Annotated in this window: 24 protein-coding genes; 13 read left to right on the top strand and 11 right to left on the bottom strand. The window is 64.1% G+C overall.

Going from position 1 to position 19,294, the window contains the following annotated elements:
• Positions 1-5 precede the first annotated feature (5 nt).
• The 8 genes from MWN76_RS04685 (at position 6) to fliR (ending at position 5,681) form a co-directional block, all read left to right on the top strand.
• Complete coding sequence (locus MWN76_RS04685; RefSeq protein WP_250459733.1) at positions 6-1,190, top strand: flagellar hook-length control protein FliK; 1,185 nt, start codon at positions 6-8, stop codon at positions 1,188-1,190.
• A gap of 259 nt (positions 1,191-1,449) precedes the next feature.
• Positions 1,450-1,926, top strand: a complete 477-nt coding sequence (fliL, locus tag MWN76_RS04680) for a flagellar basal body-associated protein FliL (RefSeq protein WP_284500096.1) — start codon at positions 1,450-1,452, stop codon at positions 1,924-1,926.
• A gap of 15 nt (positions 1,927-1,941) precedes the next feature.
• Positions 1,942-2,988: a flagellar motor switch protein FliM gene (gene fliM, locus MWN76_RS04675; RefSeq protein ID WP_250459731.1), complete on the top strand. Its 1,047-nt coding sequence runs from the start codon at positions 1,942-1,944 to the stop codon at positions 2,986-2,988.
• The gene (gene fliN / locus MWN76_RS04670) at positions 2,985-3,461 is read left to right on the top strand and encodes a flagellar motor switch protein FliN (protein WP_345780049.1); all 477 of its coding nucleotides are present in this window, start codon (positions 2,985-2,987) and stop codon (positions 3,459-3,461) included. Before fliM ends, fliN begins: the two co-directional genes overlap by 4 nt.
• 17 nt (positions 3,462-3,478) lie before the next feature.
• Positions 3,479-3,871: a flagellar biosynthetic protein FliO gene (gene fliO, locus MWN76_RS04665; protein WP_250459729.1), complete on the top strand. Its 393-nt coding sequence runs from the start codon at positions 3,479-3,481 to the stop codon at positions 3,869-3,871.
• Positions 3,871-4,617, top strand: a complete 747-nt coding sequence (gene fliP, locus MWN76_RS04660; protein ID WP_425606597.1) for a flagellar type III secretion system pore protein FliP — start codon at positions 3,871-3,873, stop codon at positions 4,615-4,617. The genes fliO and fliP overlap by 1 nt, the downstream gene beginning before the upstream one ends.
• Positions 4,614-4,883, top strand: a complete 270-nt coding sequence (gene fliQ, locus MWN76_RS04655) for a flagellar biosynthesis protein FliQ (protein WP_250459727.1) — start codon at positions 4,614-4,616, stop codon at positions 4,881-4,883. Before fliP ends, fliQ begins: the two co-directional genes overlap by 4 nt.
• 15 nt (positions 4,884-4,898) lie before the next feature.
• Entirely contained in the window at positions 4,899-5,681 is a 783-nt protein-coding gene (fliR, locus tag MWN76_RS04650) for a flagellar biosynthetic protein FliR (RefSeq protein WP_250459725.1), read from the top strand.
• 112 nt (positions 5,682-5,793) lie between these two features.
• On the opposite strand, the gene flgL is transcribed toward fliR, so the two are convergent.
• From flgL to flgB, 11 genes are all read right to left on the bottom strand, one after another.
• Positions 5,794-6,990, bottom strand: a complete 1,197-nt coding sequence (gene flgL, locus MWN76_RS04645) for a flagellar hook-associated protein FlgL (RefSeq protein ID WP_250459723.1) — start codon at positions 6,988-6,990, stop codon at positions 5,794-5,796.
• Between the two features lie 18 nt (positions 6,991-7,008).
• A complete protein-coding gene (flgK, locus tag MWN76_RS04640) occupies positions 7,009-8,628 on the bottom strand; it encodes a flagellar hook-associated protein FlgK (protein ID WP_250459721.1) in 1,620 nt (539 codons plus the stop codon).
• 126 nt (positions 8,629-8,754) lie between these two features.
• Positions 8,755-9,072 (bottom strand): rod-binding protein, encoded by a 318-nt coding sequence (locus MWN76_RS04635; RefSeq protein WP_250459720.1) that lies wholly within the window; start codon positions 9,070-9,072, stop codon positions 8,755-8,757.
• Complete coding sequence (locus MWN76_RS04630; protein ID WP_250459718.1) at positions 9,072-10,178, bottom strand: flagellar basal body P-ring protein FlgI; 1,107 nt, start codon at positions 10,176-10,178, stop codon at positions 9,072-9,074. The genes MWN76_RS04635 and MWN76_RS04630 overlap by 1 nt, the downstream gene beginning before the upstream one ends.
• An 18-nt stretch (positions 10,179-10,196) precedes the next feature.
• Positions 10,197-10,769, bottom strand: coding sequence for a flagellar basal body L-ring protein FlgH (locus MWN76_RS04625; RefSeq protein WP_250459716.1), 573 nt, complete (start codon positions 10,767-10,769; stop codon positions 10,197-10,199).
• 289 nt (positions 10,770-11,058) lie between these two features.
• Entirely contained in the window at positions 11,059-11,841 is a 783-nt protein-coding gene (gene flgG / locus MWN76_RS04620; protein WP_250459714.1) for a flagellar basal-body rod protein FlgG, read from the bottom strand.
• A gap of 146 nt (positions 11,842-11,987) precedes the next feature.
• On the bottom strand, positions 11,988-12,743 hold the full coding sequence (locus tag MWN76_RS04615) for a flagellar basal body rod protein FlgF (RefSeq protein WP_250459712.1): 756 nt from the start codon (positions 12,741-12,743) through the stop codon (positions 11,988-11,990).
• A gap of 184 nt (positions 12,744-12,927) precedes the next feature.
• Positions 12,928-14,118 carry a flagellar hook protein FlgE gene (flgE, locus tag MWN76_RS04610; protein ID WP_250459710.1) on the bottom strand — a complete coding sequence of 397 codons (1,191 nt, stop codon included), beginning with the start codon at positions 14,116-14,118 and terminating at the stop codon, positions 12,928-12,930.
• A 16-nt stretch (positions 14,119-14,134) separates the two neighbouring features.
• The gene (gene flgD, locus MWN76_RS04605; RefSeq protein ID WP_250459708.1) at positions 14,135-14,812 is read right to left on the bottom strand and encodes a flagellar hook assembly protein FlgD; all 678 of its coding nucleotides are present in this window, start codon (positions 14,810-14,812) and stop codon (positions 14,135-14,137) included.
• Entirely contained in the window at positions 14,812-15,216 is a 405-nt protein-coding gene (flgC, locus tag MWN76_RS04600; protein WP_250459706.1) for a flagellar basal body rod protein FlgC, read from the bottom strand. Before flgC ends, flgD begins: the two co-directional genes overlap by 1 nt.
• 16 nt (positions 15,217-15,232) lie before the next feature.
• Positions 15,233-15,640, bottom strand: coding sequence for a flagellar basal body rod protein FlgB (flgB, locus tag MWN76_RS04595; protein WP_250459704.1), 408 nt, complete (start codon positions 15,638-15,640; stop codon positions 15,233-15,235).
• Positions 15,641-15,789: 149 nt separating this feature from the next.
• On the opposite strand from flgB, the gene flgA reads away from it, so the two are divergent.
• From flgA to MWN76_RS04570, 5 genes are all read left to right on the top strand, one after another.
• Positions 15,790-16,485, top strand: a complete 696-nt coding sequence (flgA, locus tag MWN76_RS04590; protein WP_250459701.1) for a flagellar basal body P-ring formation chaperone FlgA — start codon at positions 15,790-15,792, stop codon at positions 16,483-16,485.
• A 109-nt stretch (positions 16,486-16,594) separates the two neighbouring features.
• Positions 16,595-16,879, top strand: a complete 285-nt coding sequence (gene flgM / locus MWN76_RS04585) for a flagellar biosynthesis anti-sigma factor FlgM (protein ID WP_250459699.1) — start codon at positions 16,595-16,597, stop codon at positions 16,877-16,879.
• Positions 16,876-17,325: a flagella synthesis protein FlgN gene (locus MWN76_RS04580; protein WP_250459698.1), complete on the top strand. Its 450-nt coding sequence runs from the start codon at positions 16,876-16,878 to the stop codon at positions 17,323-17,325. Before flgM ends, MWN76_RS04580 begins: the two co-directional genes overlap by 4 nt.
• A 90-nt stretch (positions 17,326-17,415) precedes the next feature.
• Positions 17,416-18,660, top strand: a complete 1,245-nt coding sequence (locus MWN76_RS04575; protein ID WP_250459694.1) for an EAL and HDOD domain-containing protein — start codon at positions 17,416-17,418, stop codon at positions 18,658-18,660.
• 227 nt (positions 18,661-18,887) lie between these two features.
• Positions 18,888-19,286: an energy transducer TonB gene (locus MWN76_RS04570; protein WP_250459692.1), complete on the top strand. Its 399-nt coding sequence runs from the start codon at positions 18,888-18,890 to the stop codon at positions 19,284-19,286.
• Positions 19,287-19,294 lie beyond the last annotated feature (8 nt).

The following is a 19,294-nucleotide window of genomic DNA, read 5'->3' as shown; positions in this document are numbered from 1 at the left end:
AATTTATGGATATCACAGCACTGCTCGCCCGCACCGCCAAAGTCGACGCCGCCCCGGCGGACAACCGCAGCGCCGGCGACGGCCCGGCCTTCAAGCGCACCCTGTCGGCCGCCATCGCCGCCGCCGGCAATGCCTCGGATCCATCGGCCGCGCAATCGATCCGTACCGGGATCGCAGAGACGGAGGCGTTGTTCGGGGCCGGCGTGGTGCCACCGTCGATTGCGGAAAGCGGATCGCCCGCTTCGCCACTGCAGGCGACTGCGCCGGCGGCGGATCCCTTACCCGGGGAAATGGCAGCAGGGGAAATGTCGGAAGTGGTGGCCGGGGAAAACGACACCGATACCGCCGCCGAAACCGGGAACGCCGCTGCGCCAGTCCCGCTGCTCGCTGCCGTCGCGGATACCCCGCGCTCCGCCAGCCCGGCAGTTACCGAAACGCCGGCGTCGGCCAGCACAGCCGCGCAACCACTGCCGTCCGCGGCGGCAGCGCCGGGCCGGACGGAAGCGGACACTGCCATCGCGAATGCCACCACAGCGGCGGCCGATATCGCCGACGACGCAAAGCGCCCGGCAAACGGGAATTTCCGCAGCGCCGTTGCGGCAACGGTCGACGACGGCAATGCTTTCGAGGCCGCCGGCAGCACCGGCCGCAACCTGTCCGCCGGCCCCGCGGAGATATCCGCCCCGACTCCGGCGACCGCCGCCGCGCCTGTCGCGTCCGCACCCGCGGCTGCGCCCACCACTGCCGCGCCCGCCCAGGCGAGCCTGCCGTCCCCCCTCGCCAGCACCGCCTGGCAACAGGAACTGGGCCAGCAGTTACAGGGGATGGTGCAGCGCGGCGACGGCAGTGTGGAACTGCACCTGAACCCGCGCGAACTGGGGCCGCTGTCGGTCAACCTGCAACTGGACGACCAGGGCGCGCGCGCGCACTTCCTGTCCGCCCACGCCAGTGTGCGCAGCGCGGTGGAACAGGCGGTACCGCAGCTGCGCGAGGCACTGGCGGAACAGGGGATTTCCCTCGGCGATACCAGTGTCGGCGAGCAGCGCCAGGAATCCGCGCGGGATGATTCCGCCGGCGGCGGAAACGGCTCCGGCGGCGGCTCTCTTGCTACCCGTGACACCGAAACCTCCAGCGCGACCGTACAAACCAACACGACAATCGGTTCCGGCCGTGTGGACCTGTACGCATAGATCGCGCTTCAACCCCGGAAACCACCCTCCCGGATTCCGGCGCTCCGCGCCTTCATCCAGGCTACGGCAACCGCAACCGGTAGCCCGGATGGAGCGCAGCGGAATCCGGGAACCCCGCCTACCGCACGAGCACAATCCGTTCGAAAACGACAAAGCGCAGAGATAACGCCTCTAGGCCATCTTTTTCTTCGCATGCCCGCGGACCGGTCGCCGGCATACTCGACCCTCGAAAGAAATCCCCCGGTAAAGGCGCAGGTCAATGGCAGAGACTCCGAACAAATCACGCGGCTGGTTGTGGCTGGGAATCCCGGTTGTGCTGATGCTTCTCGTGCTGGTGGCGATGAACATCTACCTGCTGACGAAAGACGACGGCGAGAAGACGGCGACCGAAGAACCGGAAGTGGTGCAGAAAAGTGCCACGCCCATCTACGTCAATATCGACCCTTTCACCGTCAACCTGCGGGGCGACCTCTATGCCAGCCGCCTGTTGTACATGGGCCTGTCACTGCAGGTGGGCGATGACGATACGCGCGATTTCCTGCAGGAAAACATGCCACAGGTACGCAGCCGGCTGCTGATCCTGAACTCGTCCCAGAACCCGGAAGTACTGGCCACACCGGAGGGCAAGGAGCAGCTGGCCGATGCCATCGTTGCCACCCTGTCGGAACCCATGGCCACCGGCCAGCCGGAGCTGCATATCGACGATGTGCTCTTCACCGAGTTTATCGTGCAGTAAGGAAAGTATTCACCCATGGCCCAGGACGACCTGCTCTCCCAGGAAGAAATCGACGCGCTGCTACACGGCCCCGGCGACACCGAGGACAGTGGCAACAGCGCCGGTACGAAACCGAAAGTGCGCCCCTACGACCCGGCCTCGCAGCAGCGGGTAATCCGCGAGCGGCTGCACAGCCTGGACATCATCAACGAGCGCTTTGCGCGGCACTTCCGGGTGGGGCTTTTCAACCTGATCCGCCGCAGCCCGGATATTACCGTGGATTCGGTGCGCTACCAGAGTTTCAGGGATTTCGCCCGCAACCTGCCGGTGCCCACCAACCTGAACCTGATTTCGATGAAACCGCTGCGCGGCACCGGCCTGATGGTGTTTCCACCGAGCATGGTTTTCATGGTGGTGGACAGCCTGTTCGGCGGCGACGGCCGATTCGTAACCAAATCCGAGGGGCGCGAGTTCACCAACACGGAACAGCGCATTATCCAGCGCATCCTGCACCTGGCGATCGACGCCTACCGGGATTCGTGGAAATCCGTCTATGCGCTTGATATCAGTTACCTGCGCTCGGAGCTGCAGGCGCGCTTCGCGAACATTACCAACTCGCCCAACGAAATCATCGTCAATACCACCTTCCAGCTGGAAGTGGGCAACCTGTCGGACCAGTTCCAGATCTGCATGCCCTACTCGATGATCGAACCGCTGCGCGACCTGCTTACCAACCCGGTGGCCGACGGCCGCGACTCCGGCGACCAGACCTGGAACCGGCGCATGGCCGGTGAGATCCGCCAGTCGGAAGTGGAACTGGTGGCGGAATTCGCCGCACTGCCCAGCCGCATCGGCAGGGTCATGGACCTGCAGCGCGGCGATGTGTTGCCAATCGACCTGCCCGACAGCGTCACCGCGCGGGTCGACGGCGTGCCGGTACTGGAATGCGATTACGGCAGCCGCAACGGCCAGCGCGCCCTGCGCGTGTCCAGGGTGATCGAGCACACCGCGTCGCGCGCCGCGACCGGCGCGGGTCAATTTGTCCAGGGGGCCATCCCCCAAAGTGAGGAACCCGACCAATGAGTGATGCCGACAACAAAGAACAGCAGTCCGGCGAAGACAGCTGGGCGGCGGCCATGGCCGAGCAGGCCAGCGACGAAAACGAAACCGGCGAGGGCGCCAACCTGTGGGCCGAGGCGCTGGCCGAACAGGACGACGGGGACAGCACCGCTACCCGCAACGCCGGCGAAGAGGTGTTCAAACCCCTGGACCAGGGCGCCGCGGCATCGGTACCGCGCGACCTGGAAATGGTCATGGACATCCCGGTCAAGCTGAGCGTGGAACTGGGGCGCACCCGTATCACCATCAAACAGCTGCTGGAACTGGCCCAGGGTTCGGTGATCGAGCTCGACGGCCTCGCCGGCGAACCCATGGATATCCTGATCAACGGCTACCTGATTGCGCAGGGCGAAGTGGTCGTGGTCGAGGATAAATACGGAATCCGTATCACCGAAATCGTCACCCCCTACGAACGCGTACACAAGCTGAACCGATGAGCGCGACGCAAACGGCCATGAGCGCAGCGGAAATCGGCGCAGGAGCAACCGGAATGGCCGCCATGGGAAAAACCGCTACTGTGCTGTTCGCCCTGGTGGCCTTCATCCTGCTGTGCGCCTGGCTGTTGAAAAAGTTCGGCCTCGAGCGCGCGCCGGGCACTGGCAACCCGGCACTCAAGGTAATCGCCAGCAAGGCCGTGGGCACCAAGGAGCGGGTCGTGGTGGTGGAACTGGAGGATACCTGGCTGGTACTGGGCGTCGGCGCCGGCCGTATCGACAAGCTGCACGAGCGCCCCGCGCCACCGCCCACTGCGGAGACGGAAGTGCAGCCCGGCGAAAACAGCGGTTTCGCCGAGCGCTTTGCCCGCGCCCTGCAACAGAACTTCAGACTGCCGGGAAGCCATTCGTGATTCGCAGTATTTTCACCCCGGCGCTGCTGTTGCTGTTTTTCTGGCTGCCGGAAACCAGCTGGGCCCAGGCGACACTGCCCGGGATCGTGACACAACCCACCGCGGACGGCGGCCAGCAGTGGTCGATCAAGCTGCAGACATTGCTGCTGCTCACCAGCCTGGCTTTCCTGCCCGCGGTGCTGCTGATGATGACCTGCTTTACCCGCATCATCATCGTCCTCAGCCTGCTGCGCACCGCCATGGGCACCCAGGCGGCACCACCCAACCAGGTGCTGCTGGGCCTGACGCTGTTCCTGACTTTTTTTGTGATGTCGCCGGTGCTGGAAAAAATCTACACCGATGCCTGGCAGCCGCTGGCCAATGAAGAAATCGGCTTCGAGGAATTCACCCGCCGCGGCAGCGAACCGCTGCGCGAATTCATGCTGGCGCAGACCCGCGAACCGGATATCGCGCTCTTTGCGCGGCTGGCGGAAACCGGGCCGATACAGGGGCCGGAGCAGCTGCCGCTGCGGGTTCTGCTGCCGGCCTTTGTCACCAGCGAACTGAAGACCGCTTTCCAGATCGGCTTCACGATCTTTATTCCCTTCCTGATCATCGACCTGGTGGTGGCCAGTGTGCTGATGGCGCTGGGTATGATGATGGTACCGCCGGCGACCATCTCGCTACCGTTCAAACTGATGCTGTTTGTGCTGGTGGACGGCTGGCAACTGATCATCGGTTCCCTGGCGGAGAGCTTTTTCGTATGACACCGGAAACCGTAATGAATATCGCCTACCGGGCGATGATGGTGACGCTCTACCTGGGCGCCCCGATGCTGCTGACGGCACTGGCGATCGGCCTGCTGGTCAGCCTGTTCCAGGCCGCCACCCAGATCAACGAGATGACGCTGTCGTTCATCCCGAAGATCCTGGGTGTATTCGCGGTGCTGGTGATTGCCGGTCCCTGGCTGCTGAGCCTGATTACCGACTACACCCGCGCCTTGTTCCAGAATATTCCCTACCTGATTTCCTGACCGGCGGCCGCGGCGGTGATCGATATTACCTTTGCGCAACTGCAGGCCTGGCTGGTGGCCTTCCTGTGGCCGTTCACGCGTTTTTCGGCGTTTTTCATGGCCGCGCCGCTGCTCGGCCACAGCGCTGTGCCGAGGCGGGTCAAGATCGGCCTGGCGGCGCTGCTGAGTATACTGGTGGGCCCGACACTTGCGTTGCCCGACGCGCCCGTCTGGTCCTGGGCCGGGCTGGGTATCATGGTGGAGCAGACGCTGGTGGGCGCGGCCATGGGCCTGGCGCTGCGGGTCATGTTTACCGCGGTGCAGGCGGCGGGGGAAATGATCGGCCTGCAGATGGGCCTGGCCTTCGCCACCTTCGTTACCCCGGACGGCTCCAACACCATGGTGCTGTCGCGGCTCTTCTACATGATCACGCTGCTGATGTTCCTGGCCGTCAACGGCCACCTGGTGGTGATCGATACCCTGGCGGGCAGCTTCCACCTGCTGCCGATCGGCTACACCGGCCTCGAGCGCAGCGGTTTCGAGCTGCTGGTCCGCTATGGCGGCACCATTTTTTCCTCCGGCCTGTTGCTGGCGCTGCCGCTGGTGGCAGCGCTGCTGATCATCAACCTGTCCCTGGGCATCCTCAACCGCTCGGCGCCGCAGTTGACGGTTTTCTCCGTGGGTTTCCCGACCTCGTTGACGCTGGGACTGTTTCTGTTGATGGTGCTGATGACGGACTTCGGGCGCTTTTTGCAGGGGTTGTTCGGGCGGGGGTTGGTTTTTCTGCAGCAGTTGGTGGAGACGTTGGCGCCGCTGTAGGAAATCCGGGGTTCGCCAGAGGTTTCCCTACGTTATACGGGCCACGATTCGGTGTGTAGCCCGGATGCAGGCGCGGAGCGCCGGAATCCGGGTTTCCCCGGGGTTCACTGTACTACATCCGGTCGAACAGGCTCATCCCCTTGATATCCACAAACGCCTTCTGCGCCGCCTGCAGGCCCACCTGGCGCAGGCTGTATTCGGCGATGGCTTCCACGTAGTCCAGGTCCACCAGGTCCGACAGGGTCTGCTCGTAGTTGAGCGTGCGGTTGTCGGCCACCGAGTCCACCACGTCCAGTTCATTCAGGCGTGCGCCCACAGATGCGCGGGTGGTGAGGATATTATCGAGACTGTTGTCGAACTCGCGCATGACACCGTTCAGGGTATTGCTGCGCGCCGCTTTTTCCGCATCGGTTGCCGCCGGCGCCTCGAGCACCGCCAGGGCTTTCTCGAAGGTTTCGAACAGGTTGGTGTTCATGTTTTCCGCCCTGTCCATGTCGATGCGGTCGCCGTCTGCGGGCGTGCCATCGAGGGTGATCGACAGGCCGCCGAAACTGATCGACTGGCCCGCTTCGTAGGCCTGGGCCGGGCCGCCGTTGACCGAATAGGTGGTTGCACCACCGGCAACGGAAAACTCGATACTGTAGGCGTTGCCGTACCCGGCATCGCTCTCGTCCACTACTCGCGGGCCGGTAAAGGTCACGCTGCCGGCATTGTCGCTATCCGCCTCGGCGACATAACCGGCGCTGGCATCGACACTCAGGAAGACATCGCTGCCGTTGTCCGCCACCGGCATCAGCCGGGAGGAATCGATGCGCACCGCGCGGCTGTTGTCGTCGCCGACATAGCCCACCGTGTCGTCGGCATTGCGCACGAACGGCTCGCTGCCATCGCGATAGCCGCCGAACAGATAGCGGCCGTTACCATCAGTAGCGTTGGCCTGGCCGATCGCGGTCTCGTAAATTCCGCGCAACTCACTGGCCACCGACGCGCGGTCGGCATCGCTCAGGGTATCGCTGGCGGCCTGGACGATCAGGGTCTTGGCACTGGCGATGGCATCGCCCACGCTGTTCAGAACACTCTCTTCCTGGGACAGGGCATTGCGCGCGCTGACCCGGGCATCGGCGTACTGTTCAGTTACCGCCAGCGACTGGGATACCTGCACCGCGCGCGATGCGGCCTGGGGATCGTCCGACGGATTGACCACCCGGCGCCCGCTGGCAATCTGCTGGCCGACCTTGAGAAAATCCCCCTGCTGGCGGTTCATGGAGCTCATGCTCTGTTCAAAAATGGTGACGGTACTGATACGCATGCTGTTTCTCCTGTCCGGTTAGCGCAGGCCGAGAATCGAGTCCATGATGGTGGCGGCGGTCTCTATCACTTTTGCATTGGCCTGGTAGTACTGCTGGTAGCGGATCAGGTTGGCCGCCTCTTCATCCAGGTTCACCCCCGACTCGGACTGCTGTACCGCACTCAACTGTTCGCTGAGCCCCTGCTGTGCCTCCAGGTTGACCTGCACGATATTCGCGCGGCTGCCCACATCGCTGACCATGGCGGCGTAGGCGCCGCTGAAAGTGGCACTGCCCCCGACCAGCAACTTGTCCTGCAATTCCTGCAATGCCAGGGCGTTTTCATTGTCGCCGCTGCCACCGCCGGCACCGGCGGCGATGGCGCCGGTATCCCGGATCAGGTTCTCCATGGCACCGGCGGCGCCGCGCGCCGGTTGCACCTGGAAAGTATCGCCATCCGCCAGGGTGCCGGCGTCGGCGATGGTCACCACCACACCGCCGAAGCTGAGCTGGCCGTTGGCATCCAGCGTCGCGGTCACCGACTCGCCGCTGTCCAGCCGGGTAATTTCAAACTCGCCCGCGGCGGCATCGGTTGCGCGCAGCTGGTAATCGGCGGCGGTGAGCTGGTCGATATCGCCGAACTCGGCGCTGATACTGGCTCCGCCGCTGTTGCCGTCGTTGCTGAAAGCGCGCGGTTCGCCCACGGATAACAGGTCGCCGCCGGCGTTGCCATCCAGGTCGAAGCCGGCACTGTGCTGTTCGTTGATGGCAGCGGCGAAAGACACCGCCAACTGGCCGATCTGGTTCTGGGTTTTGTCCAGGGTTTCGCGGCGGAATGTGAGCAGGCCGCCGAGCGAGCCGCCGCCCAGGTTTTCCTCCTCGAGCTCCACCAGGTTGCCGGCGGAATCCCGGTAGCCCACTACCGTGCGCGACGGATCGGCGGAGGACGCGATCGCCTCCAGGCCGAAACTGCGGGTGCCGGCGACAATCGGCTGGCCGTTGCCGATAGACAGGTTGTAGGTACCGCTTTCCTGGATCGTCAGCTCCACGTCGATGCGCTCGCTCAGTTCCGCCACCAGTTGGTCGCGCTGGTTCAGCAGGCTGTTGGGCGCCTCGCCGGTTTTGGCCTTGGCCAGTGCGATCTCGCGGTTGAGGTTGGCTATCTGGTCGGCACTGTTGTTGATCTGTGCAATCTCGTCGCCGATCTGGCCGTTGACGCCGTCGCGCATATCCTGCAGGTAACCGTCGAAGGCGCGGAACTGCGCACTGAGGGTGTCCGCCGCCCCGATCACGCCCTGGCGCGCGGCGGAATCCGCCGGGGCGCCGGTCAGGTCCTCGAGCGCGGAAAAGAAATCCTGCATCAGCGGCGCCAGGCCGGATTCGCTGTTCGCCAGCAGGTCGTCGATCTGGGCAACCTGTGTCTGGTAGGCATCCAGCGCAGCGGTCTTGCTGTTGGCGGCGTTCAATTGGTCTGCCACATAGTAGTCGTACTGGCGCTGGATATCCTCGACCTGCACACCGCCGCTGGCATTGCGCTCGCCCAGCAGTGTCAGCTCGCGGTTGTAGCCGTCGGTGTAGACGTTGCTGATATTGTTGCTGGTGGTATTGAGCGCGTTCTGCGCGGCGTTCAGGCCGCTGAGGCCGATTGAAAAAATACTCATGGTCGCCTTTTCCGTAATACCGATGTTGTCTCTATCGGCCGGCGGGGGCCGGGGCTTGAGTTCCCGTGGTGAATTCTTTCGGGATTTCCCGGATTCCGCTGCGCTGCATCCGGGCTACGGGTCGAATCAGTTTGCGTCCGTTGCGGTCCCGTCGGAGAGCTGCGCCACCAGTTGTTCCGCCAGTCCCAGCCCCTCGCCCGCCATATGCTGGGACAGTTGCTGGTCGAACATGGATTCGTAGAAGCGGATACTGGAGTTGTCCACCAGTCCCGAGTGCGGGGTGGCATCGCGCATGCTCTGCAGCATTTTCTGCAGGAACAGTGCCTCGAACTGCTCCGCCGCGTCGCGCAGGTGCTTTTGCGGATCGCCGGCGGCGTCCTGCCTGAGTTTTTCCAGGCCGCGCAGGTCCAGGGCGAACTGGCCGTCGAGGGCGCTCGTGCTCATTACAGAATCTCCAGTTCGGCGCGCAGTGAGCCGGAGGCCTTCAACGCTTCGAGAATCGACATCAGGTCCTGTGGCGTCGCCCCCAGTGCATTGAGTGCGTCCACAACCTCCATCAGGTCCGCGCCCTCGACAAACTGCAGTGAACCCTGCTGGGCCTGGATACTGATATCGCTGTCGGGCACCACCGCCGTGCGACCGTCGCTGAAAGCACCCGGCTGGCTGACGCCGAATTGCGTGTCGATGACCACCGACAGGCTGCCGTGGGCCACGGCGGCGGGTTTCAGCGTGACGCGGCGGTTGAGCACCACCGAGCCGGTGCGCGCGTTGATCACCACTTTCGCCGGCGCCTCCATCGGCGTCACCTCGACCCGTTCGACACGCGCCATGAAATTGACCCGCGCGTTGGCATTCGCCGGTCCCTGCAACTGGATCGAGCGCGCATCCAGCGCCGCGGCCACCGCGTGGCCAAACTCGGCGTTGATGGCCTGCACGGCGCGCTGCGCAGTACCGAAATCCGCCTCGCGCAGTTGCAGCTCCAGAGTGCCGCCGCCCATTCCCAGGTCCACGGGCACGCCCTGCTCCACCACCGCGCCACCACTGATACGGCCGCCGGCCTGCTGGTTGATCTGCACACTGGAACCACCGGCCTCGGCCCCGGCGCCGCCCACCAGCAGGTTGCCCTGGGCGAGTGCGTAGGTGCGTCCGTTGGCGCCCTTCAACGGCGTCATCAACAGGGTGCCGCCGCGCAGGCTGCGGGCATTGCCGATCGAGGAAACCACCACGTCGATGCGCTGGCCCGGCCGCGAAAACGGCGGCAGGTCGGCGGTAACCATCACCCCGGCAATGTTGCGCAGTTGCATGTTGGTGCCTTCGGGAATGGTGATGCCGAGCTGCGAAAACATGTTGCTCAGGCTCTGGGTGGTAAACGGGGTCTGCATGGTCTGGTCACCACTGCCGTCCAGCCCCACCACCAGGCCGTAGCCCACCAGCTGGTTGTCGCGCACGCCGGCGAAGTCCGCCAGCTCGCGCAGGGGTTCGGCGCGCGCGGCCGCGCTCAGCAGCAGCGCGACGATCAACAGGATGCGTGTGGAGAAAAATAATTGCATGCTTGGGCGCTCACCGCGTCAGAAGGGCGAAATATTCAGGAACAGGCGCTGCAGCCAACCCATGGTCTGCGCCTCGTTGATGTAGCCGTCGCCGACATATTCGATGCGCGCGTCCGCCACCTGGGTGGAACGCACGGTATTGCTGCCGGAAATTTCCCGCGGGTCCACTACGCCGGAGAAACGGATAAATTCGGTACCCTGGTTGATCAGTATCTGCTTTTCCCCGCGCACCCGCAGGTTGCCGTTGCCGAGTACCTGCAACACTGTCACCGTCAGGGTACCGGTAAAGGTGTTCTGCGCCTGGGAGGCGCCGCCGCCCTCGAAATTGTTGTCGCCCTCGAGTTCGAAGCCGTAGTCCGCCAGGCTCTCCAGGCCGTCCGGTACCGTGGTGGCAGTCAGCGATGACTCGCCGGTGCGGCCGGCGTTGCTGTCGGCGCTCTTGGAGGCACTCACCTGTTCGTTGAATACCACGGTCAGCACATCGCCCGCCATGCGCGGCCGGCGGTCCTCGAACAGCGGGTAGTAGCCGCCGCGGGCCTGGAAAATGCTGCCGTTTGGCACCGCCGGCGGCGGTGTTGCGACAGGCACCATTTCCTGCTCTCCCACTACCGAGGGCTGCGGCAGCTGTGCACAACCGGCCGCGACAAGAACGGCTGCTGTCGCAAGGGTTTTCAACGCCAGCTTCCGGACTCGATGCTTCGCCGACGGCACAGGCCGGGGCGGGGTGCGCCCTTCTGGGACTGTCTGCGGGAGGGACCTCGCGGACAAGCCTGCAGGGACGCATTCACGGCGTGTCTCAGGAGGGCGTACCCCGCCCCGGCTCCCGACAACGAACCCGGGAAGTTGAGTTTTCAATTTCCGCAACATGGCCGACAACGCTCTACAGCTGGGTCAGGCGCGAGAGCATCTCGTCGGATGTCTGCACCGCTTTGCTGTTGATTTCGTAGGCGCGCTGGGTCTGGATCATGCTGACCATTTCCTCCACCACATTGACGTTGGAGGTTTCCACGTAAGACTGGTACAGGCTGCCGGCGCCGTTCATGCCCGGCACACTCTCGGTGCGCATGCCCGAGGCGCTGGTTTCCAGGTAGAGGTTTTCGCCGATGCTTTCCAGGCCGGCCGGGTTGACGAAGGTGGACAGGGTCAGTTGGCCCACTTCCACGCTGCGGGTAGATCCCGGTTCTGTGATGGAGACGAGGCCGTCCTTGCCGATGGTGACCGACAGGGCGTTGTCGGGAATAATCACCGCGGGTTCCAGCGGATAGCCGCTGGACGTCACCATCTGGCCGTTTTCGTCCAACTGGAAACTGCCGTCGCGGGTGTAGGCGGTGCTGCCGTCGATCATGCGCACCTGGAAAAAGCCCTTGCCGTTGATGGCCAGGTCGCGGGAGTTACCGGTGTTTTCCAGGCCGCCCTGGGAGTGCAGCCGCTCGGTGGCCACCGGGCGCACGCCGCTGCCCACCTGCATGCCGGACGGCAGTGTATTCTGGATATCGTTCTGCCCGCCGGGCTGGCGCAGGTTCTGGTACAGCAGGTCCTCGAACACCGCGCGGGATTTCTTGAAACCGTTGGTGCTGACGTTCGCCAGGTTGTTGGAGATGACATCCATCTTGACCTGCTGGGATTCCAGCCCGGTCTTGGCAGTCCACAGGGATTTGATCATTCTGTTCTCCGGCCGTTTCCGGCTTTCCATAACTCAAGTTTCGGGGTTCAGGTCGGGGCGCCGGGTGGCGTGCCTGTTTTCAAGCCTTCTCAACTCCGAACCTTGAGCTCATAATTTTTTCTAGTTTCAAGAGTCCAGGCAGACTCTTATGACATCGACAGCAGGTTATCCGCCCGCTGGGCATTTTCGTCCGCGCTTTCAATTACCTTCATCTGCATTTCATAGCGCCGGCCGTTGTCGATCATTGCCACCATGGATTCCACCGCGCTGACATTGCTGCCTTCCAGCGCGCCGGTAATCACCTGCGCCTCTTCATCGCGCGGCAGCGGATTGGCTTCCCCGTCCGCTCCCGCGGGTGCGCGGAAGAGTCCATCGCCGCCACGCAGGAGGTCCACTTCGCTGGCATCCACCAGTTTGATGCGCCCGATCTGCACCAGTGCGTCCGGATTCTCACCGGCACCGATGGCGCCGACGGTGCCGTCGGCACCCATGGACAGGGAGGCGCCCAGTGGCGCGACGATGGGGCCGTTGTCGCCAATCACGGGGTTGCCGCCGGTGGTGATCACACCGTTTTCATTGATCTGCAGATCACCGCGGCGGGTGTAGGCCTCGCCGCCGTCGGCGGCCTGTACCGCAATCCATCCGTCGCCGCGCACGGCGATATCCAGGTCGCGCCCGGTGGCGTTGACCGGGCCGCTGCCGAAATCGGAACCGGGCACCGTGGCCGCAACCGAAACGCGGGTATCCAGGGCGCCGTCGCCCTGTACCGGCACCGCGCGCAGTTCGTGCAGCTGGGCGCGAAAGCCGGCGGTGGTGACATTGGCCAGGTTGTGGCTGACCACCGATTGCCGCTCCATGCTCTGGCGGGCGCCGCTCATGGCGGTGTAGAGAATGCGGTCCATTGTCTTTTCCGTTGTTCAGGGGAAGTCCGGGCCCCCCTTAAAAATTCAATCGTCAGATGCGAAGGCAAAGTGCCACCACTGTATCGCCTTACCCGCACTACATCCCGGATTCCGCTTCGCTCCATCCGGGCTACGTCCGTTTCAGTCCGTAGCCCGGAGGTAAGGAATCCGCAATCTGCCGCCGTTAGCGGAGATTCACTGCGCTCTGCAACACTTCATCCTGGACCTTGATGGTCTGGGTGTTGGCCTGGTAGTTGCGCTGCGCCACGATCAGGTCCACCAGTTCGCGGGTCAGGTCGACATTGGAGACTTCCACCGCGCCACTCTCGAGGCTGCCGAACTGGCCGTTGCCGGCCAGGCCCAGCAGTGGCTGGCCGGAGCTGCCGGTTTCCACCCAGGCGTTGTCGCCCTGGGACTGCAGTCCCTCGGGGTTGCGGAAATTGGCCAGCGCGATGGTACCCAGCACCTGGGTCTGCTCGTTGGCATAGTTGCCGACGATATTGCCGGCCTCGTCAAAGCTGACACCGACCAATGCACCGGCGGAGTAGCCGTTCTGGGTCAGGGAGTCCAGCGCGAAGTCGTTGCCGAACTGGGTGGTGCCGTCAAACTCCATGGCAAAATCCAGCTGGTCGGCACCGCCGCCCGGGGTAAAGCTGTAGGTGGGAAAGGTGCTCGCGGCTTCATCGAGGGTGCCGTTGTTGTTGAACACCAGTTCGCCGCTATTGGCGGTGTCCTCGACACCGTCCACGGCCACGCGCACTTCCCAGGTGTTGTCGCCGGTCTTGGTGAAGTAGCTGGTCATGGTGTGCTGGACACCGAGGGAGTCGTAGACGGTGCCGGTATTGGCATAGGAGTAGCTGTCACCATCCGCGGTGTCGAAGGGGGTCGCGGCGCGGTCGATCGGGTCGACGGTCGCATCCAGGTTGAAGGACGCTTCCACACCAGTGGTGGCGGAGGCGTTCATGGCACCGGCGGGTACCTGCAGCACTTCCGGCTGGCCGCCGGTACCGACGCCCGCGGGGAAACCGGTCAGGCGCGCGCCCTGGGCGTTTTCCAGGTAGCCCTCGCTGGTCAGGGTGAGCTGGCCGTTGCGCGAGTAGACCACTTCGTCATTCTGGGTAAAACGGAAAAAGCCGCTGCCATTGATCCCCAGGTCCATGTTGCGGCCGGTGGACTCCAGGGTGCCGTTGGAGAAGTCCTGCAGTACCGCGGCCACGCGGGTGCCCTGGCCGGCCAGTGCGCCGGTATAGACATCCGCGAACTGCACGCTGGAGCCCTTGAAGCCCACGGTCTGGGAGTTGGCGATATTGTTGCCCACCACATCCAGGTTGGTGGCGGCGGCGTTGAGGCCGCTGAGTGCCTGTGAAAAACCCATTGCTGTTGCTCCTTTATTAGAGAATCTGTCGGATATCGTCCAGGGTGATCTGTTCGGATACGCCGCCCAGGTCGAGCAGCGGTGAGCCGTCGCTGTCCAGGCTGACGCCGTTGACCAGTGCGTAATTGAGCGCGGTGGTATCGATGGCGTCGTCACCGCTGCTGGCTTCGATGGAAACGGTGTAGGACCCTTCGGGTGCGGTGTTGCCGTCATCCATGGTGCCGTCCCAGGTAAAGGTCTCGACACCGGAATCCAGCGAGAAGCTGTCGAATGTCCGCACCACTTCGCCGCTGTCGTTGCGAATGGTGATCTGCACATCCTCGGCGGCCTGGCCCAGCTCCACACCGAAGGGCGTGGTCGCGCCCTCTTCCCCAACCAGCACCCGACTGCCCGGCACCAGTACGCCCTGGCCAATCAGGCCGCTGGCCTGCAGTACCTGGCTGGTATCCAGTTGGCCGTTGATACCGGCCAGGGTATCGTTCAGCTTTTCGATCCCGGTGACCGTGTTGATCTGCGCGAGCTGCGATGTCATCTCGGCGTTTTCCATCGGGTTCATCGGGTCCTGGTTCTGGAGCTGGGTCACCAGCAGGGTCATGAAGCTGTCCTGCAGGTCGGCGCTGGCACTGGAGGCGCTGCCGGTTGCGGCATTCATGGCACCGGTGACACCGCTATCGATCACATTGCTTACCGCCATCAGTTTTCTCCCAGGGTCAGGGTCTTGATCATCAGTTGCTTGCTGGTGTTGAGCACTTCCACGTTCGCCTGGTAGGAGCGGGACGCGGCAATCATGTCCACCATTTCGTTGACCGGTTCCACATTGGGCATTTCCACATAGCCCTCGTCGTTGGCCAGCGGGTGCTCCGGCCGGTATTCGAGGCGCATCGGCGAGGTGTCTTCCACCACGCGACTGACACCGACGCCGCCGATACCGTTGTCGTCGGTGCGCGCCTCGAACAGCACCTGCTTGGCCCGGTAGGCCCGGCCATCGGGGCCGGCCACACTGTCGGCGTTGGCCAGGTTGCTGGCGGTGGTATTCATGCGCTGGGCCTGGGCCGTCATGGCCGAGCCGGATATTTCAAAAATCGAAAACATCGACATATCAAAATCCTGTCATTTATTCTGGCTGCATCGCCGACTTGAGCCCCTGGATACGGCTGTTGAGCAGGGTCAGCGCCGCCTGGTAGCGCACCGAGTTGTCGGCGAACTGGCTGCGCTCCACATCCATATTGACGGTATTGCCGTCCAGGCTGGGCTGGTCCGGCACGCGGTATTTCAGGTTCATCGCGGTGTTCGCAGACGAGGCCGCAATATGCCGCGAGGAGGTCCTGCTCAGTGACAGGCCGCCATCCGCGCTGCCGTTTTCCAATGCGCGCGACATCGCGCTGGTAAAATCGAAATCGCGGGCCTTGTAGCCCGGCGTGTCCGCATTGGCGATATTGCTGGCCAGCACTTTTTGCCGCTCGTGGCGCAGGTCCAGCGCCTGGCGGTCGAAGTTCAGTGCGGCGGCGAGTCGGTCGATCATGCCGATGCTCCCGGATGTTTATTGGTCAGGCTGGAGATTAATTGGATCTGTGTCACAACAAAGGCGCAAACAGAATCAAGTTTTGATCCTATTTCCCCCCTTCGTTTTCTCCGCTCCCACCTAGAATGCGCCGCAAACCGGTAAAACCGATGGCTGCGATTGTGAAACTGCACAGACTGATTTTCGTCGCCCCGCTGCTGGCGGGGCTCGCACTGCCCGGCGCCCTGCAGGCGCGCGCGGGGGATCCGGTATTGCGCGCGGTACACGATTTCCTGATGCAGCGCAGCCGGGGCCTGGGTGAAGAGGTACAGGTGGAGGTGCGGCCACCGGCGGCACAGATGCCCGCCTGCGACCGGCCGCGCCCGTTCATGCCCGGCGGCGCCCGCAATCGCCTGGGTCGCGTTACCGTGGGCGTGCGCTGTGGTGGCGGGCACCAGCGCTTCCTGCAGGCGCGCGTCAGTGCCAGCGGCCACTACTGGGTGGCGGCCGGCCGCATCGCGGCGAATACGCCCATCTCCGCCGGGATGCTGAAGCGGGTGCGTGGCGACCTGGCCCGGTTGCCGCGCGGCGCGGTACTCGATCGCACGCGGATCATCGGCCAGGTGGCCAGCCGCCCGCTGAATGCCGGCGCGGTGGTTTGTGATTACCAACTCAGCAAGCCGCCACTGGTGGAGCGGCGGCAGCCGGTCACAGTCGCAGTCCGCGGCCGGGGCTTCCGCATCGCGCGGCAGGCGCGGGCGCTGGAGAGCGGCGCGCTGGGGGAATCGGTGCGGGTGCGGCTGGCGGACCGGAGCGTGCTGTCGGCCACGGTGCGCGGCCCCGGCCAGGTGGAAATCATCCGCTGACCAGCAAAACCGCATGAATTGACAGAAGTGTGACAAGAATCACACGCGGCCACTAAAGGAACCGGCGCAGGCGCCGATATACCGGCCAAAGCACGACGGAGATATCCCCTTGAAGATCGACAATATTTCCCAGCTGCCGGGGACCCAGGCGGTCGGCGAACGCAAAAGTGGCGACAACAGCGCCGCTGCGACCGGCGACAGCGCCGCCGCGGAATCCTCCAATGTCAGCCAGTTGCGACGCCCCGCCGCCGACAACAGCCGGGATATCGACAGCACCCGGGTGGCGGAGATCCGCCAGGCGATCGCCGACGGCCACCTTGAAATCCGCGCCGACAGGATCGCCGACGGCCTGGTCGACAGTGTGCGCGAAATGCTGGGGACACAGGAGCAATGACCCTGCCCCGCCACCTCGCCAGCCAGCGGCAACAGTTGGAGGAACTGCTGGCGCTGCTGCATGAGGAGCGCCAGTTGCTGGCCGAGGGGCAGGTGGACGGCGAGCGGCTGTCGCAGGTGGCAGAGGAAAAAAACACGCGGCTCGCACAGATTGAAAAGCTGGAACAGCAACGGCGCCGCGGCCTGACCCAACTGGGATACAGCGACGACCGCGACGGTGACGAGCGCGCGGCCGCCGACGCGGACTGCGCGGCGCTGTGGCGCGCGCTGCGCGACAGTGCCGGCCGGGCGGCGGACCTGAACCGCGGCAACGGCACCATGATCGGCCTCCGCCTGCAACACAACCAGCGGCTGCTGAACGCACTGCGCGACGCGGCCGGGAAGAATCTCTACGGCCCCGACGGCCAGGCGAACGGCCGCAGCGCCCGCGTGAATTCGCGGGCCTGAGCCCGTGACAGCCGCCCAACCATTTGACTTCCGACGCCGGGCCCTGCCCGGTTTTCCCGATTTCAAGCGCGACACACGGAGTCCACAAGCGTGACACAAGTACAAGCAGCCATTGAAGAGGACATGCTCGATGTGGTGCTGGCCTGCCGACCCATCTACAGCCGCAACCACGATGTGAGCGCGTTCGAACTGCTCCTGCAGGGCGAAAATCCAAACCAGGGGGCAACCCTGTCGGACATCCAGGCCACCAGCCCGGTAATCCTCGGCACCTACACCCGCCTGTTCCAGCGCGGTCGGGTGCAGAGCGTACCCAGCTTCCTGAAAATCACCGACGAAGTGCTGATGGCCCCGCAGCTGCCGGAATTGCCCAAACAGCAGTACATACTGGAAGTGCCCGAGGGCATGCTGTTGACCTCCGAGCGGGTGGAGCGGCTGCGCGACCTGGCCCACCGCGGCTACCGCCTGGCGCTGGCCGGCTACGATCCCGACGATTCGGAACTGGATGCGCTGCTGGAGGTGGTGCACATCGTCAAGCTGGACGCGCGCCGCCTGGACCGCGACGGCCTGCGCCGCGCGGCGGAAAAGCTGCGCCACTTCGGTGTCGACCTGCTGGCGGACAACCTGGATAACGGCAGGCAGTTCCGCGACTGCATGGAACTGGGTTTCACTTTTTACCAGGGGGATTTCCTCAGCGAGCCCTCGCCGGTGCGCGGCAAGAAAATCACCGGCAACAAACTGCTGTTGCTGCAACTGCTGTCGGAACTGCACAACCCGGACGTCTCGCCGATGCGCCTGGAGGAGATCGCACTCAAGGATGCCGACCTCACCTTCCGCATCCTCAAGGTGGTCAACTCGGTGGCTGTAGGCCTGCGGCGCGAGGTCGATACCCTGTCCCACGCCATCGGCCTGCTGGGCATGGAGGAGGTCAAACGCTGGGCCAACCTGTTCCTGGTCAGCAACGAGCGCGACAAGCCCGAGGCACTGACCCGCAACATGCTGGTGCGCGGGCGCATGTGCGAGGTGCTGGCGGAGATTTCCGGGCGCGACAGCGCCATCAACCATTTCATCGTCGGCCTGTTGTCGCAGCTGGATGCGCTGATGGACATTTCCATGCCCGAGCTGATGGAACAGGTACCGCTGAGCCGCGAGGTCAAGGAAGCGCTGCTGGATCGAAGCGGCAGCCTGGGGGAAGTCCTCAGTGAAGCGGAACTCTACGAGAAGGGCCGTTTCTCCGACCTGACCCTGCTGGCGGACAAGCGCTACTACGAAGTGGCCTACCGCCACAGCACCGCCTGGGCACGCCAGGTCCAGGAAGCGATGACCTACCGGGACTGATCCCCGCGGGTGTCCGGACAATATTTTCCGATCACCCGCTATCGGATGCCGACCAGTCCTGCGATTGTCGAATCGGCCGCACGGCCATCGGGGCTAAAGCCCACCGGAATTCTGCCGATAGCGTCAGTACAGATCCCCGCGATCTGTCGGGAGCACCTCCAGGGGGAGGTGCCAAACGTTTCAACTACCGGAATTCGTCCGGTTTCAGACACACCGGGAAAACCATCATGCATCCGATCAAGTTCGCTTTTGCCCTGTCCCTGTCCGCGCTGGCAGTCTGCGCGCAGGCCACTCCACTGACCGCCCGCGTCGGCACCCAGCAGGCCGCCTCCGATACGCTCAGCCACTACGTCGACACACTCAAGAAACACACTTTCCAGAACATCAAGTACCCGCGCCGCGCACTCGAGCGCAACTGGGAAGGCGAGGTACAACTGAGCATTACCATCGACGCCAACGGCCAGGTACAGGGCCTGGAAGTCCTGGAGGAGTCCCGCTATTCCAACCTGAACCGCGAGGCCCTGCGCAGTGTCGAGCGCGCCAATCCCTACCCGCCGATTCCGGCCGAACTGGGTATCAGCAGCTACAAGTTCACTGTGCCCATCACCTTCCGCCTGTCCCAGTAACAGATCGC

The organism is Microbulbifer litoralis (assembly GCF_023634065.1).
Classification (GTDB): Bacteria; Pseudomonadota; Gammaproteobacteria; order Pseudomonadales; family Cellvibrionaceae; genus Microbulbifer; species Microbulbifer litoralis.
Note: the sequence above shows the minus strand (reverse complement) of the source record. Positions and strands in the feature narration are given on the sequence as shown.